This window comes from Thermogemmata fonticola, from assembly GCF_013694095.1.
Classification (GTDB): Bacteria; Planctomycetota; Planctomycetia; order Gemmatales; family Gemmataceae; genus Thermogemmata; species Thermogemmata fonticola.
In genome coordinates this window covers 187,068-205,719 of sequence record NZ_JACEFB010000008.1, presented here as the reverse complement: position 1 = coordinate 205,719, position 18,652 = coordinate 187,068, and the positions used below count along the sequence as shown (strand labels likewise).

Genomic DNA, 18,652 nt, shown 5'->3' with positions numbered 1-18,652 from the left:
CCTGGCAGGTACCCATCAGAACGGGACGGCCTTGTACACGGGCAGCCAGGTCTGGACAAGTGTTAGCTCCGGCGATGTCGGCCGCATTCGCTTCGATCCGATCAATCCGAACATCGCCTACCAGGTCCGCAATGGTCGGTTGTTCAAATCGACGGACGGCGGCCAGAACTGGACGCTCCTATCTTCGACTCCCTTTGCGAATCAATTTGTGCTCGATCCTCTGGCCCCGAATCGGATTGTCTTTAGCGGTGGGAGTGTCTTCGAATCCCTGGATGGGGGAAGCAGCCTCACGGATCTGAACGCGCCGATCAGCAACATCCGCGATGTGGCGATTGCCCAGTATCAAGGGGACTACGCGTTTGATCCGGCCTTCCCGCTTGTGATGGATCGCGGGGCGGATGTATACGATCCCGATACGATTTACGTGGCCGGTCCTTTCAGCCTTTATGTGACCAAGAATCACGGCCTCACGTGGGTCAATCGCACGGCTGGCTTGCCCTTAGCGTTTGGCTCCATCATCAGCATCGCCGTCGATCCCCGCAGTCGGGACACTGTCTACGTGGTGACCCAAGGGAATGTCGGGAGCAATGGCAACCGGGTGTTTGTGAGCACCGACGCAGGACAGAACTGGACGGACATCACGGCGAACCTGCCGAATATCCCCTTCTGGCGTTTGGTCATCGATCCACGGGATGGGTCGCGCTACTTGGGTACGGACAACGGCGTGTGGCGCCTCCGGGCTGGTTCTTCCACCTGGCAGCGTTTCGGCGAGGGCATGCCCCAGGTTCAGGTCGTGGACCTGGATGTGAACCAAAATCTCAACACGCTGACCGCAGCCACTTATGGCCGAGGGGTCATGCAGATCACGCTGGACGAGAACGCCGGCGATGCGGGTGCCTTGCGGGTGCTCAGCGGCAGTTCAGCCTGGACTGGCCCGGTACGCCTGAGCGGACATACCACGATTTCTGTCGGCGGCCCGACACCGGTCGGTCGTGGCTCGGTCCAGCCGCGCTTGGACATCGTGGGCATTGTCAGCGATCACAGCTTCGGGGCGAACCATACACTTACCAAGCAGGGCAGCGGCGATCTGGTCCTCAGCGGTGCCAATACCTACGGCGGATTGACCGATGTCCAGCAAGGAACCCTGACGGTCAACAATCAGGATGCTTTGGGCAGTTCTTCCGTCGACACGATCGTGCGCAGCGGCGCAGCCTTGCAACTGAAATCCGATCTGGAGGAGGAACCGGTCCAACTCAACGGCCACGGCATACCGGGCGGGTTCAACGGCCACAATACCGGCGCCCTGCGCAACATCAGCGGGACCAACACCTACACCGGACCGCTCACCGTGGTGGGTACGGTCACGATCGGTGTGGACTCCGGCACGGGACTGATCATCGGCAGCAAAACCGGCTTGAACGGAACCGGGACGATTCAAGGAGGTACCGGAGTCATTAAGGAATTGACCGGGACTTTGACTCTGAGCAGTAACAATTCTTCGACGTTCAGCGGAAATCTCACGGTTCATCAAGGTGCTCTGCGCCTGGAGCATTCCGGGGCGGCCGGTCTTGGCGGGACTGTGGCCGTGTATGACGGCGCCCAGGTCCAGCTCCGCACTCCGGACAGCGGGCCGAACGCGGGGGTCCCGGTGCAGGTTCCCAATCCGCTGAGCCTCTCCGGTACGGGCATCTTTGGAACGGGTGCTCTGCTCAACGTTGCGGGGAATAACGCCTGGAACGGCCCCATCACCTTCGACGCTCGGCCTGGCTTCTCTCCGCCCACCACTCCCGCCGGCGCCATTGTGATCAACGTGCCCAACGCTGGCGACACTTTGACCTTACAAGGCCCCATCAGCGAAGTCGCACCGACAGGGTTGACCAAGATCGGAGCGGGCACGCTGTCCTTGCGCAACGCCAACAGTTATTCCGGGGCGACGGAAGTTCAGCACGGCGTGCTCAACATTCAGCATGCGAATGCTCTGGGCAACCGGAGCGGTTTGGCTTCCGTGCAGCGGATCGTGACGGTCAGCCCTGGCCAGACCGGGTCGTTCACCCTGACCTTCAACGGCCAAACCACCAGTCCCATACCCTTCGGGGCCGCCGCTGGGGATGTGCAAACCGCCTTGGAAGGTTTGAGCACCATCGGCAGCGGGAATATCGCCTCTGTCAGCCGCATAGATATTCCGACGACCACCGCCAGCGGGCCGGGGCCGAGTGGAACGGCCTATCTGTACACCGTGGTGTTCGGCGGCACCCTCGCCAATACCACGTTGCCCCTGGCTGCTTTAGGGCAGAATGGCACGACAGCAGCGGCCAGTGTGGTCGCCACGGGAGGCGTCGATGTCCGCGTGGCCAACGGTGCGATGCTGGAATTGCAGAACAGCGCCGGGATGACCATCACCGGCCATCATCTGACCCTCGTCGGCGGGACTGGTGTGGGCGGTCATGGCGCCCTGCGGAACCTTGCGGGAGCCAATACCTGGAACGGCCCGGTGCGCTTGCTCTCGCAGGCCGCTATCGGGGCCGAAAGTGCCACCGCCTTGACACTCAACGGTGGCGTCAATGCTGCTGGTTTGACCCTGACCAAGGTCGATCCCGGCACCCTGATTTTCCCGACGGGCACCCCGGCCAACACCCAAGCGCTCACCCGCATCGAAGGCGGTACCGTTCAGGTCGATGGCACCATCGGCAACGTGCGGCTCGCTGGTGGTACTGTCAGCGGGACGGGCACTGTCGGCACCATCACCTCTGATACCCCGGCTCCAGGCAGTGTGGTCAGTCCCGGTGCCACCTTCCCAGCCGAGCAGATCGGTACGCTTACCAGTAGCGGCGCCACGCTTCACTCCTCCAATACCTTCTTCGTTCACCTCTCCAATCCCGGCTCGCCCACCAACGACCGGCTCCAACTCACCGGCAACATCAATCTCAACGGCGCGGCTTTGGCAGGGATTGTGGATGCCAACGTGACCCTTGCCGATGAATTCACGATTGTGCAGACCACGGGCAGCGTCATCGGCCAATTTGCCGGCGCCTCGACTTCCCCCACGATTTCCGGGGCTACCTCGGCGACCATCGCCTATGTCGGCGGGCAGAAGTTCGTCGCCAATTATTTCTCCGATCGCGTGGTCCTCAAGCGGGACTTGGCCAGTGTGTCCATGAGCCTGGCGGCGAGCGAGTCCAATCCCGTCTATGGACGGCCGGGTGTCATCATTGCCAGCTTCACACCGGAAAATCCGAGTCTGGATGTCAGCGGCAATGTCGTCTTCACCGTGATCGATCCGAACAACACCACCTTCACCTTTACGATTCCCATCAATCCGGCCACGAAGACGGCGACGTTTGACCCGGCAGCCAATTGGCCCAATGGCTTCGGTGGCCCCCTGGAAGTGGGCACCTACAGCATCAGTGCCAGTTACAATGGTATCAATAGCAATGGCCAATCGGCTTTCTCACCGGTCAGTGCTGGGCCAATCAATGTGACTGTCAATGCGGCTCCCACAAATACCACAGTAACCAGTTCACATCCGAGTGGAGCTGCCTTTGGAGTGGCGATTACATTCACGGCCACAGTGACGACTGCTGTCAGTTCACCGGTGCAAAACACTCAGCCTCCGGAAGGAACGGTCAGTTTCTATGACGGATCGACCCTCCTTGGTACAGCGAACCTGACTCCTAGTGCGGGCGTCAGTGCCACGGCCACCTTCACGGTGTCCACATTGAGTGTAGGCACCCATAACATAGTAGCCGTCTATAACGGAGATGGCTTCCCAGTTAATTATCTAGGCAGCAGTGGGACATTCACACAAAATGTAGGTGAGACTGGAACAACGACGACATTGATCTCGAATCCCAATCCTTCCAACTATGGTCAATCTGTGACGCTGACCGCCACGGTGACATCCACGACCAGCGGCACGCCGACGGGCACCGTCGTCTTCCGCTTGGGTTCCACCGTTTTGGGGACAGGGACGCTTAACGCCAGCGGCGTCGCCACCTACACCACCACCGCCTTCCAGCTTCCGGGCGGTACGCTGACACTGACAGCGGATTATCAAGGGGATGGGACGTTCGCTCCCAGCAGCGGGACCACGACGCACACCGTCAACAGCGCCTCGAGCACAACCCAACTGACATCTTCACCGAATCCGAGCGTTTATGGCCAGCCGGTGACATTCACGGCTACCGTCACCCCCGGTATTGTCGGCGGAGCGACACCGACCGGGACGGTCACCTTCCGCTTGGGTGCTACGGTACTAGGGACAGCGACCCTCAGCGGCGGTGTGGCAACCTTCACGACGACCGTGGGGCAACTCCCTGTCGGAACGAATGTCATCACGGCGGATTATGCCGGCGATGGCACCTATGATCCCAGCAGTGCCAGCGTGACGCAAACGGTCAACATTGCCAGCACGCGGACGGTGTTGTCTGTTCGTCCGGGTCGTGCGGTGGCGTTGCAGGCGGTGCGTTTGGAGGCGGAGGTGGGTGTGGTGGCTCCGGGAGCTGGGACGCCGACGGGGGTGGTGGTGTTTCGGGATGTGACGCGGAATCGGGTGTTGGGGTCTGCGGTGGTGGATGGGAGCGGTCGTGCGGTGTTGTGGTCGCATGTGGGGGGTCCGTTGGGTGTGCATCGGGTGCGTGCGGAGTATATGGGGGATGGGAGTTATGGGGGGAGCGTGTCGGGATTGGTGGGGGTGGAGGTGGTGGCGAATGGGGATCGGTTGAGTCAGGTGGTGTTGCGTTCGAGTATGAATCCGTCGAATGTTGGGGTGCCGGTGACGTTTGTGGCGGTGGTACGGGATGGGGTGGATGGGGCACTGACGCCGACGGGGACGGTGGCGTTTTATGCGGATGGGAGTTTGTTGGGTTATGGGGTGTTGCGTCGTGTGCGGGACGGGGTGTCGCGTGCGGAGTTGACGGTATCGGGTTTGGGTGTAGGGGTGCATGATGTGGTGGCGCGGTACAGTGGGAGTGTGGTGTATGCACGGTCGGTGAGTGGGGTGTTGCAGCAGGAGGTACGTCCTCCGGCGACGCGTGGGAGCAGTGTGGTGTTGCAGGTGAGTCCTGGGAGTCCGACGGTGTATGGTGAGCCGTTGGCGTTGACGGCGGAGGTGGTGGATGGTGGTTCGGCGCCGGTGTTGACGCCGACGGGGGTGGTGCGTTTTGTGTCGGATGGGGTGGAGGTGGGTCGTGGGGTGTTGGTGGGGGTGGGGGCGGGTGTATCGCGTGCGGTGGTGACGGTGACGAGTTTGGGGGTGGGTGTACATCAGTTGGAGGCGGAGTATTTGGGGGATGTGGATTTTGCGGGGGGTGTATGGAGTGGTGTGGTGTTGCATGAGGTGAATGCGGTGGGGAGTGAGGTGGAGGTGAGTGGTGTGGGGAATCCGTCGCGGTATGGTGGGGAGGTGGAGTTGCGTGCGGTGGTGCGGGCGTTGAGTCCGTCGGTGGGAGTGGCGACGGGTCAGGTGGTGTTTCGGGATGTTGGGGCGGGTGTGGTGTTGGGGAGTGCGGTGTTGGATGGTAGTGGGGTGGCGGTGTTGCGGGTACGTGGTTTGGGGGTGGGGGTACATCGGATCGAGGCGGAGTATTTGGGGGATGGGAATGTGTTGGGGAGTGTTGGGGAGTATGATCAGGTGGTGTTGCGGTGTCGGACGGGTGTGGAGTTGAGTCGTTCGACGGGTGTGGGGGGTCGTCGGTTGGAGTTGGTGGCGCGGGTGGTGGCGTTGGCGCCGGGCGGTGGTGTGCCGGGTGGTGTGGTGCGGTTTATTGTGGATGGTGTGGAGCGGGGAGTGGGGGTGTTGGATGGTCGTGGGGTAGCGCGGTTGGTGTTGGTGCGGGGATTGTCAGTGGGTCGTCATGTGGTGCGGGCGGTGTATGATGGGGACGGGAATTATTTGGGGAGTGCGACGACGGTCACCTGGGACTTCACCATCGGCCGAAATACGTGATGGCTTGTCGAATCTCACGGAATTCCTAATATAGAATCACCATAAATGATTCCATCACACAATAGCAAAGTGTGTATATGCCGACAGGGAGTCATAATCCGGTCTGCCGTCCAGAGCTTTCACAAACTTTTAATCTCTTACCCTGGAGATGAAGGGAGTACAATAGCGAAACCCTGATGAGGGAGTGGGGTTAATAACATAGCAGGATGAATCATAGTTTAGATTAACGTAATAGTCATACTACAGAAAACGATTCCCGGTATCATAGTGGGTGAAGCGCCATGAGTCACAACAAGCGAAGGTTGAACTGGGTCGCACGGTTATTCCGGCAGCGGCGGAGCGGTCCGTCTCGTCCGGAGTCGTTGCAGCGGCGGCTCCACGTGGAGCGGTTGGAGGACCGCGTGACGCCGGCGACGATTGTCTGGACGGGTGCTGGCTCGAACAGCCTATGGAGCACGCCGCAGAACTGGGACCTGGGGCGAGCACCCCAAGCGGGGGATGACATCGTCTTCAGTGGTCTGGCTCCGACGAGCAATCGCGCTCCGGTGTACAACCTGACCGGTTCGCCGACCTTCAATTCGATCACCATTGCGGCGAGCGGCTACACCATCAGCGCCCAGACCTCCACTCCGACGATCACCCTCAGCGGTCCCATTACGGTGGGTGTCAACCTGGGGACGATCACGATCTCCTCGAACCTGCGGTTGACTCCGCCTACTTCGACGCTCCAACAAACGATCACGGTCAACAGCGGTTCGACCCTGGTGCTTTCTGGTCAGTTGAGCGGGCATAGCAATGCGACGTTGGCCGCCCAGCAAACGCTGACCAAGGCCGGAGCCGGCGTTCTGGAATTGAGCGGGGATAATAGTGCTTATACCGGGGCATTTGTGCTGGCGAATAACGGTGGGATCGTAGTGGTTTCCCATCACTATGCTTTGGGAACCGGGACGGTCATTTCTGGTGCTCCTACGGCGGGAGAAACCACGGTCAATGTGGGTGCTCAGCTTCAGGTCAAGAGCGTAGCGCAAGCAATACCGGCCCGCTTGCGTCTCAACGGCAACGGCCCGACGGGGACCGGCGCGCTCTACAACCTTGCTGGCAATAACACCTGGGCTGGGCCAATCATCCTGGACAGCGACAGCACCTTCGGCGGAGCGGCAGGCACTTCTTTGAACATCACAGGTTTGATCTCGGATACCGGTTCGGGTCGCAACCTGACCAAGGAAGGGGAAGCCACGCTCATTTTCTCTCGCGTGGGCGGGAATACCTACCGGGGACAAACCATCATCAACAACGGCATCCTGCGGATTCGCGATCCGTTGTCTTTGGGAGCGGGGGCCACGTTCGGGACGCCGCAACACAACACGCCTCAGGCCGGTGTCATTGTCAACTATAACTCGATCACCGGTGCCGCTGGTACTTTGCAACTCGAATTCACTGGTACTCTCGGAGCCAATGACCCCAACGGGATTCTGCTCAACCCCAATCAGCCCTTCCATCCCACCAACAATCCGTACATCGGCTTCCAGGTTTACAATCAGTTGCTCACGCTCAACGGTCCGGGCTATGGAGGGAATGGAGGGATTGGTGCTCTGAGCAATCTCGCCGGCCAGAATATCTGGAGCGGCAACATCACATTGGGGAGTCCGTCGCCGGCCAGTGGAGCGGTCAGTATTGGCGCGGAGTCAGGGTCGAGTCTGATCCTTTCCGGCGTGCTGTCGGATCCGAATCGCCAGCCCAATCTCCAGAAGGTGCGTCCGGGCCGGGTGATCCTAAACAATGCCAACACTTACACCGGCGGCACGACGGTGCTGGCAGGAGCGCTGAACATCCGCGATTCCAAGGCCCTCGGTACCGGCTCCGTCGGGGTGGCTGGCGGTGCGACCCTGGAAATGGAAGTGGACAGCGGCATCGATGGCACCCCCCTGCGGAACAACAACCGCAATCTCGGCTTCGACTCGGTCGTGGGTTCACGCGCTCCCGGCTTGCAGCAAGGGCAGGAAATTGCGATCAGCGGCAGTTCTGGCACCTTCACCCTGAGCTTCAAGGGGCAGACGACCGCGCCGCTGGCCTACAATGCCACAGCCACAGACATTCAGAATGCCCTCAACAGCTTGTCCACCATCACGGCGGGCGGCGGTTCGGTGACTGTCACGCAGGTCGGTTCCATCTTCCGCGTCAATTTCAACGGTGCGCTGGGTGGCAGCAATCAGCCGCTGATCACGGCCTCGGCGAGCGGCGGCGTTAGCGTGACCATCAGCCCCATCTACGGCCTCCAGGTGGCCAATGACTTGTCGATAACCGGCAATGGCCTGAACAACACGGGGGCCTTGCGCAGCATCACGGGGATCAACCGCTGGACGGGAGGTATCGGCACCGGCGGCGGCTCCATCGGGGTGGAAACGGACAATCGCCCCGGACATCCGACCGCAGGACCGGATTACTTCACCTATGACTACAGCCTGACAGTAACGGGGAACATTAGCGGCAGCTCGCTGACCAAGCTCCGTCCCGGCCATTTGATTCTGCCCACGGGCAACAGCTATTCCGGGGATACGAACATCCAGGACGGTTGGATCACGATCCAAAACTCCAACTCTCTCGGCCAGTTTAGTTCGACTCTGCCGATCACCCAGCGCCCAAATGTGGTGATTTCCTCCGGGGCGGCCCTGCACATCCGGGGCGGTGCCAGCGGCATGACGGAGAACCACAACTACATCATTTCGGGTTCCGGGATCAGCCATCCGTATGACAAGCTGGATCAAAACGGCGCGGTATTGAACCTGACGGGGGTCAACACGCTGAGCGGGATTATCCGACTCAACGGCACGGCGGGGATCGGTGTCGAGCAATTGCCACCCCCGGCGAATCCGCAATCCCAGTTGCGGCTGACCGGCTACACGTGGGACAACGGCAACACGATCGGCAGCCTCCTCAAGCTCGGTTCGCAGCGCCTGGTGATTCAGTCGCCCGGCACCTATCGCGGGGATGTGACGGTTGCGGAAGGGGTTCTGCTCGTGCAGAATGACACGGCTTTGGGCGCTCCCGGAACAGGCACCGTCACCGTGCAAAGCGGCGCGGCTCTGGAAATCGCCAACTCGCTAACCGAGCAGAACGGCGGCGTCCTCAACGGTTTGGGAATCTGGGGCAAGAACTTGGTCTTGCACGGGTCCGGCAATCCGACCTTCAATGCCGCCACGCTGACCATTCTGACGGGCACGTCTCCCGCGACCGATCCGCTCGGCCCTGTTCCGCTGACAGCGGCGGATCACCTGTGGCGCGGCCCGGTCACGCTGGCCTCCGATGTCACGATCAAGGTCGAACCCAATGCCCGGCTGACCATCCAAGGAGACATCAGCGAACAGCCCAATGCGGATGCCGGAATCACGCTGACCGGCGGCGGCGTACTCAATCTGCTGGGAAGCAACAGTTACGGGGGCACCACCTCTATCAATCAAGGGGTGCTGACGATTGGCAGCGGTTCCGCCCTCGGAACGCCGGGACACCCGGAACTGCAAACCATCACCCTCACCGGGGCCACCGCAGGGACGACCCAATTCACCCTGACATTCAACGGTCAAACGACCAGCCCGATCCTGTATAGCGGGGACGGTCCGACGGATGCGGCGGCGATCCAAGCGGCCTTGAATGCGTTGAGCACGATTGGCGGTGCTCCCACCGTCGGCGGCCAGGTCACGGTCGCTCCCCTGACGCCGGGGGTCTTCCGCGTCAGTCTCGGAGGCAGCCTCAGCGGTTTCGACCAGCCGCTCATGAGCGGAGCGGTGACCACCGGTCCCGGCAGCATCAGCATCAGCGAGACCCGGCGCGGCGGCGGCGGAACGGTCATTGCCCAAGGGGCGTCCCTGCAACTGGCCGGGTCCTTCACCGTAGCGGGCGAACCCCTCTTGGTCAACGGGAGCGGCACCAGTGTCGTCCCCAACCTGCCGGTGCAATGGTTCCAAATCGGCCCGGCTCCGGTGACCAATGGCCCCACACCAGGTAACTCCAACGTCATTGGCCGCGTTACCGCCACCGCCGTCGATCCGCGGGATTCCAACATCATCTACATGGCCTTAGCCGGCGGCGGCGTGTGGAAGACCATCGATGGCGGACGCACCTGGCGGCAAATTTTCGACGCCATCCCGGAAATCCAGGAAGTCACGGTGGGGAGCAGCCAAAACTTCACGCTGACTTTCGGAGCCGATACTACGCCAACCCTTTCGGGAAGTTCGACGGCCGCTCAGGTCCAAGCCGCCCTCAACGCCCTGCCTTCAATTGCGGACCAAGGAGGCAATGTGACGGTCACCCGCCGCACCCAGGGGGGCAACGTCATCTTCCGCATCACCTTCGGTGGTACACTTGCTGGCTACGACGTTCCTCAACTCACGGCGAGCGCCGGAACTGTCACCACGGTGCAAGAGGGGCGCGATCCCCGCTTCGCCATGTTCATCGGGCATATTGTTCTGGACCCGCGCAATCCAAACTACATCTACGTCGGCACCGGTGAAGCGAATAATTCGCCGGATTCCTTCTACGGTACCGGCATCTATCGCTCCACAGATGGCGGTGCGACTTGGCAAGTTTTTCCGAATACGGACCCGCTCTTCTACGGCAAGGGGATCACCAAGATCATCATCGATCCGAATCAGGGGGATGTTGACAATCCCGTGCTGTATGTCGCCGTGGCGGTCAACGGCACGCCTGAGAACGCGGGAGTGTGGCGTTACAGCGGGGGGAGTTGGTTCCTACTGACCAACGTACGCTCCACCTGGCGGTCGAGCAAGGAAACGCCGCAGTCCGTTCCTCCGACGGATGGCGCCTATCGCATTGCTGACGGCAAGAGTGGCCAGTCCAAGATTCCGAACACACCCGGTCCCGATGACGACTACCGGATGATGTTCCCGCAAACGAATGTCGTCTGGTCCGACATCGCCCTGGTTTATGCGGATCCCAGCAATGGGGGCGGCAGCCCACAGGTTCCCATCCTTTATGCCGCTCTTGGCACTCCTCGCGGCGATGTGAACAACGCCGTGTTCTGGACCCAGAACCCCATGTCCGATCAACCCCGCTGGTTTGTAGGGGATCCAGGCGGCTCGCCTTTCAACGATTTCAACTCAAGTGCCTCACCGCCCCAGCCGTACATGCCCGGAGGTGGCAGCAATGACCAGCCGGATCAAGGGCGCACCACCGGCTTCCCGCGCGGGACGTTCCAGCAGTGGAGTACCTCGACGAACAATTGGAACCCCCCCTCCCCCTCTCCCGTCAACGGCACGATCAAGATCAGCGCCGCGGTCAATAACAATTTGTTCAGCACCAATGGCAGTGGGCGGTTCAATCAGATCGTCCTGTACGCTGCGGTGGCGAATCCGAATGGTTCCCTGCGCGCGGTGTATCGGACGACCAATGGCGGGCGGGACTGGACGAACGTGACCGGGAACCTGCCGAATTACATGTTCAACCTCGGCTTCTTCTCCAACGCCTTGTTGGTGGTGGATGCGAACACGGCCTTTATTGGCGGCCAAGGTATCGATGCCCAGGGGAATCAAACCCTCTGGATGACCACCAACGGCGGGGGGACCTGGACGAACATCTCCGTGGGTGCCGATGGCGTAGGTCCCCATGCTGGGGCGCACCATATCGCCCGTGATAGCGCGGGCCGTATTATCGTGAGCACGGATGGCGGCGTGTGGCGGTGGGATGGCAGCAACTGGACGAACCTGAACGGGAATGTGGCCGGTGCCCAAGTGCTGGGCGTGGCGGGCCATCCGACTGATGTGTCCCAGGGTTATGCCGGAGCCTTGTCCAACGGCGTCGCCCAGTTCAACAACAGTCAGACCTGGCCGCGGGTCTTCGGCTCCAGCGCCGGACGTGTGGCGGTCGATCCGATCAATCCGAACAACGTCTATGCCATCATCAAATCGGTGGGGGCCACCGATGCCGTGTATCGGAGCACGGATGGCGGCCAGAACTGGACTTCCCTCCTTTCGAGCACAGGCAGCATTGATACGCCCTTGGTGCTCGATCCCATCAACCCTTCGCGCATTCTCGTCGGCGGGAGTCAGTTGCGGGTTTCGCTTAACCAAGGGGTTACTTGGACCACGTTGCGGGGTGGAGTGGTCCGGGCCATTGCCATTGCCCAAACGCAGGGTGCTTATGTCCTGGACCCTGACTTCACCGATGTGGCCGATAAAGGGTCGAACAGCTACGATCCCGACACAATCTACGTCACGGATGGTACCGACATCTATCTGACCAAGAACGGCGGGTTAACCTGGGCGAATCGGACCGGCGATGTGAGCGGCGGCGGAATCGTGGACATCGCCGTCAATCCGCGCAATCGGGATGAAGTTTATGTCGTGCGGAGCTTCCTGGGTCAGAACCAGGTGTGGTATTCGACCGATGCGGGGCAGAACTGGGATGAGATCGGCACAGCCAACGGTCTGCCCGCAGTGCCCGTGTGGAAGGTGGTGGTGGATCCGCGCAACAACAATGTGTATGTCGGCACGGACATCGGCGTCTTCGTGCTGCGGGGCGGTCCTACCAGTGGGAATCGCTGGCAGCGCTTTGGCATCGGCATGCCGAATGTTCAGGTCCGGGACCTGGAGCTGAACCTGACGACCAACACCCTGCTGGCCGGCACCTATGGCCGGAGCGTCTATCAGATGTTCCTGGATACCAACTGGACTGCCGCCGCACCCTTGGCTGCTTCGGTCGTCGGCTTGAGCGGCCGGACGGTCTGGGCCGGGCCGGTCATCCTCAACGACACTTCCCCGGCCAATCAGGTGACCGTGGGCGCCTATGGCATTCCGAATCTGCCCAACCCGCGCACCAATGCCTCGATCAACTTCAATGGCCCGATCAGCGATCTGACACCCACCAACAGCCCGACTCTGCGTAAGATCGGCGGCGGCGATGTGGTCCTCTCCGGGACCAACATCTACGGCGGTGCGACACGCGTGGTGCAGGGTGCCTTGATTGTCGATAACGATCAGGCTTTGGGCCGCACGACCAATGGCACCACGGTGGACAACGGCGCCGTCCTGCAATTGCGCTCCAATCTGGGACCGGAACCCATTACGCTCAACGGCCACGGCCAAGGCTATGACGGCCACTTCACCGGGGCGTTGCGCAACATCGCCGGTGACAACACCTATACCGGCACCTTGACCCTGGCGACCGATGCCACCATCGGTGTGGACAGCGGTTCGTCCCTGACGATTGGCCAGTCGCCGCTTCTGCCCGGCAGCGGCTCGATCAACGGCGGGTCGTTCACCCTCAACAAGGAACTGCTCGGCACTCTGGTTCTGGCAGGGAGCAATTCCCTCGGCGGGCCAGTCAACGTGTATCAAGGCGCACTCCGCATCGGAGATTCCAATGCCTTGAGCAGCAGCAACACCGTGACTGTACTCAACGGCGCTCAAATCCAGTTGGCGGACACCAACGGCTCGCCGATCAACGTGGGGGCCGATCTGAGCATCTCCGGCACGGGCATCTTCGGCACCGGAGCCATCCGCAACATCAGCGGCAACAACACCTGGAGCGGTAATATCACCTTGCAGGAATTGTCCGGTTTTGCTCCGATTGCGGTGCCGCCGGGTGTGGTGTCGGTGGCTGTCGATCGGCCCCAGGATACCCTGACGCTCAGCGGTGTGATCCGTGAGCTGTCGGTAACGATTCCAATGGGTCTGGAGAAGATCGGTCCAGGCCGCCTGACGCTGTCCGGTGCCAACACCTACCTCGGAGCGACGGAGATCTATGCCGGGACGCTGCGCGCCGCCCACAGCAGCGCTCTAGGAAACCGTACGACCACGACGACGGTGCAACGGCTCGTCATCGTCAGCGAGGCTCGCGAAGGCCAGATCGTCCTCAACTTTGCCGGCCAGCAGACGAACGTCAATTGGCAGCCCAATGATGCCCCGAATGCTTTCGACATCCAAATCGCGATTGCCAGCATGATTGCAGCGGCGGGGTTGAGCGGTTCGGTCACGGTGACCCGCCAAGAGATCGCCACCTATACCCAGAACGGCTCGCGCGGCTTGATCGGCGGCGAACAAGGGTATGCTTATGCCTACACGATCACCTTTGGCGGCGGATTGGCCAATACCAATTTGCCGCTGACCGCCTTTGGCCGCAACGGTGCCGAAGCGATGGCGACCTTCGTGGCGCGCGGCGGCGTCAATGTCCGAGTTTGGGATGGAGCGACCCTGGAACTCGATGGCTCCAGCGGCAACCTGACAATTGCCAACAAGCATTTGACCCTCCATGGTAGCGTGGTGGGTAATGCCGGCTCTTTGCGGAACCTCGCCGGGGACAACACCTGGAACGGCCCCGTCTTCCTGGCGAGCGATTCGACGATCGATGTGGCCAGTGGCAGCCTGTTGACTCTCAGCGGCGGCGTGCAAAGCGGCAGCGGCGAACTGCGCAAAGTCGGCGGCGGCACCTTGCAATTCCCCTCCGGCACACCCGCCAACAATCAGTCTCGCACCATCATCGACGCCGGAACCGTGGAGGTTCTCGGCACGCTCGGCACCGTTCAGATCAACGGCGGCACGTTGCAAGGGACGGGCACCGTCGGCGCCCTAACCGTCACCAGCAGCGGCGGAGCTGTCCGACCGGGCGACACCGTCTCCGGCAGCACCGTGGGCACCCTCAGTGCGGGGAATACCGCCTGGAATCCTCAAACGATCTTCTCGGTCGATTTGGTGTCCCCTGCAAACCATGATCAGCTCAACGTCACGGGCAACATTGATCTGGGTTCGGCGACCCTGACTGGTACCGCGGCCAATTCCATCAACGTTGGCGATGCCTTTACCATCATCCAGACGACTGGCGGCACAGTCAGTGGTCAATTCGCCGGTCCCAGCACGACACCGACTCTCACCGGGGCCAATGGCGCCACGATTGTCTACATCGGCGGGGTCAAATTCGTTGCCAATTACTTCAACAACCAGGTGGTTCTGACGCGCGAGCTGGCCAATGTCAGCATCCAGTTGACGACTTCAGTCACCTCGCCGGTGTACGGCCAGCCATTTACGGTGATCGCCACCCTCACCCCTGAACCATTGGCGCCCCTGCCGAGCGGCTCGGTGATCTTCACCTATACCGATCCCAATGGGAATGTTCAGACGCAAACTGTGACGATCGACTCCAGCGGCCAGGCGGCGTTTGATCCCACACAGTGGGGGCCGCTCGACCTGGGTACGCACAACTTCTCGGTCAACTACAACGGCCAGAATAGCAGCAATCAACAGGTGTTCAATCCCGCCAGTGCGACTCTGGATGTGGATATCACCGCGGCACCGACGACCACGACGCTCACCGGCCCCTCCTCGCCGCCGTCGTATGGCCAGGGCTTCACTCTGACTGCCACTGTGGTCAGTGTGATCAATCCGCGCATCAGCGGCACCGTCCATCCGCCACAGGGCACGGTGAGCTTCTACCAAGGGAGCACGCTCTTGGCGACCGTGGCGCTGGACAGCAGCGGTGTGGCCACCCTCAACACTGGGACGCTCTCACCGCCGCCCGCCGCCGGCCCGCAAACCTTCACAGCCGTGTACAACGGCGATGGCTCGCCGGCCTATTACCTCTCCAGCACCTCCAACACGCTCAACTACGACATCACCAAGGCCAATAGCACCACGACGATCATGTCCTCCGTCAATCCGTCGGTGTACGGCCAACCCGTGACCTTCACTGCCACAGTGACCGGCATCACCGGGGGAGCAACGCCAACCGGCACCGTGTTGTTCCGCCGCGGTTCGCTGATCCTGGGTACAGGCACTCTCAACGCCAGTGGTGTGGCTACCTACACCACGACGCTGGGTCAACTGCCTGTCAGCACGGGGCTGACCATCACCGCGGAGTATCAGGGCGATAGCAACTACAATTCCAGCACCGCCAGCTTGACCCAGCAGGTCAACAAGGCCAATACCGCGATCAATCTGACTCAGTCGCCGGGTTCATCCGTCTATGGCCAGCCGGTTACCTTCACAGCGACAGTCTCGCCGGTCTCTCCCGGCGCAGGGACTCCGACGGGTTCAGTGACGTTCCTCCTCGGCAGCACTGTGCTCGGTACCGCCAATTTGGTAGGAGGCGTAGCTACCTTCACGACGACGGCCTTCCAACTGCCGGTGGGCAACCTGACCATTACGGCCCAGTACACTGGCAGTCCGCAGTTCAACTCCAGCACCAATACCATCACACACACGGTCAATCCCGCGGCGACGACCACCACCTTGTCCAGCTCGGCCAATCCGGCGGTCTATGGCCAAGCGGTGACCTTCACGGCTATTGTCGCCCCGGTGTCACCGGGCGCGGGAGTCCCGACCGGAACGGTGGAGTTCTATCTTGGTCCCACTTTGCTGGGGAGCGCCACGCTCGATGCCAGCGGCGCAGCCAGTTACACGACCACCGTGGGCCAACTCCCTGTGGGCACCGGTCTGACCATTACCGCCAACTACCTTGGATCCACCAATTACTCGTCCAGCTCCGGCAGCCTCAGCCAGGATGTCAACAAAGCCAGCACAAGTGCTGTTATCACCGCCTCCTTCAATCCTTCGGGGATCGATCAACCGGTGACATTCACCGCGACGATCCAGCCGGTGTCCCCCGGCGGCGGCAATCCCACAGGCACGGTTGACTTCTTCTACAATGGCAATCCGTTGGGCAGTGCTGCCATTACCATTGTCAACGGCGTCAGCCAGGCGAGTATCACGGCCCCGGCCAACAGTCTGCCCTTCGGCACGGGCACCGTCAGTGTGACGTATGCGGGCGATAGCAACTTCAATGGCACCAGCGCTTCAGCCAGCCACACGGTGCTTACCGGCACCACCACGACACTGACTTCGTTGACCAACCCCAGCGTCTATGGCCAACCTGTCACCTTGCGGGCCACGGTCGCGCCGACAGTGGGAAGCGGCGTTCCCACGGGTACGGTGACCTTCCGTCTCGGCAGCACCATTCTGGGTACGGCCACTCTGAGTGGCGGCGTGGCAACGTTCACCACAGCACCTTTCGATCTGCCCGTGGGTAACAGCGTCGCCATCACTGCGATTTATAATGGTGACAGCCTGTTCGCACAAAGCTCCGGGACATTCCTCCAGACGGTGAATCCTGCCAGTACTCAGACGGTGTTGTCTGTTCGTCCGGGTCGTGCGGTGGCGTTGCAGGCGGTGCGTTTGGAGGCGGAGGTGGGTGTGGTGGCTCCGGGAGCTGGGACGCCGACGGGGGTGGTGGTGTTTCGGGATGTGACGCGGAATCGGGTGTTGGGGTCTGCGGTGGTGGATGGGAGCGGTCGTGCGGTGTTGTGGTCGCATGTGGGTGGTCCGTTGGGTGTGCATCGGGTGCGTGCGGAGTATATGGGGGATGGGAGTTATGGGGGGAGCGTGTCGGGATTGGTGGGGGTGGAGGTGGTGGCGAATGGGGATCGGTTGAGTCAGGTGGTGTTGCGTTCGAGTATGAATCCGTCGAATGTTGGGGTGCCGGTGACGTTTGTGGCGGTGGTACGGGATGGGGTGGATGGGGCACTGACGCCGACGGGGACGGTGGCGTTTTATGCGGATGGGAGTTTGTTGGGTTATGGGGTGTTGCGTCGTGTGCGGGACGGGGTGTCGCGTGCGGAGTTGACGGTATCGGGTTTGGGTGTAGGGGTGCATGATGTGGTGGCGCGGTACAGTGGGAGTGTGGTGTATGCACGGTCGGTGAGTGGGGTGTTGCAGCAGGAGGTACGTCCTCCGGCGACGCGTGGGAGCAGTGTGGTGTTGCAGGTGAGTCCTGGGAGTCCGACGGTGTATGGTGAGCCGTTGGCGTTGACGGCGGAGGTGGTGGATGGTGGTTCGGCGCCGGTGTTGACGCCGACGGGGGTGGTGCGTTTTGTGTCGGATGGGGTGGAGGTGGGTCGTGGGGTGTTGGTGGGGGTGGGGGCGGGTGTATCGCGTGCGGTGGTGACGGTGACGAGTTTGGGGGTGGGTGTACATCAGTTGGAGGCGGAGTATTTGGGGGATGTGGATTTTGCGGGGGGTGTATGGAGTGGTGTGGTGTTGCATGAGGTGAATGCGGTGGGGAGTGAGGTGGAGGTGAGTGGTGTGGGGAATCCGTCGCGGTATGGTGGGGAGGTGGAGTTGCGTGCGGTGGTGCGGGCGTTGAGTCCGTCGGTGGGAGTGGCGACGGGTCAGGTGGTGTTTCGGGATGTTGGGGCGGGTGTGGTGTTGGGGAGTGCGGTGTTGGATGGTAGTGGGGTGGCGGTGTTGCGGGTACGTGGTTTGGGGGTGGGGGTACATCGGATCGAGGCGGAGTATTTGGGGGATGGGAATGTGTTGGGGAGTGTTGGGGAGTATGATCAGGTGGTGTTGCGGTGTCGGACGGGTGTGGAGTTGAGTCGTTCGACGGGGGTGGGTGGTCGTCGTTTGGAGTTGGTGGCGCGGGTGGTGGCGTTGGCGCCGGGAGGTGGCGTGCCTGGGGGGGTGGTGCGGTTTATAGTGGATGGTGTGGAGCGTGGTGTGGGTTTGTTGGACAGTCGTGGGGTGGCGCGTTTGGTGTTGGTGCGGGGTTTGCCGGTGGGTCGTCATGTGGTGCGGGCGGTGTATGATGGGGATGGGAATTATTTGGGGAGTGCGACGACGGTCACCTGGGACTTCACCATCGGAAGAAATACGTGATATCTGTTATGTGACGGGGTTCATATCCGTTCTCTAGATTCTCCAACATCGT

Annotated in this window: 2 protein-coding genes; both read left to right on the top strand. The window is 61.4% G+C overall.

Annotated elements, in window-relative coordinates:
• Nucleotides 1–31: 31 nt before the first annotated feature.
• Complete coding sequence (locus H0921_RS12000) at nt 32–5,944, top strand: Ig-like domain-containing protein (RefSeq protein WP_228499503.1); 5,913 nt, start codon at nt 32–34, stop codon at nt 5,942–5,944.
• A 281-nt stretch (nt 5,945–6,225) separates the two neighbouring features.
• On the top strand, nt 6,226–18,600 hold the full coding sequence (locus tag H0921_RS11995; protein WP_194538339.1) for an Ig-like domain repeat protein: 12,375 nt from the start codon (nt 6,226–6,228) through the stop codon (nt 18,598–18,600).
• Nucleotides 18,601–18,652 lie beyond the last annotated feature (52 nt).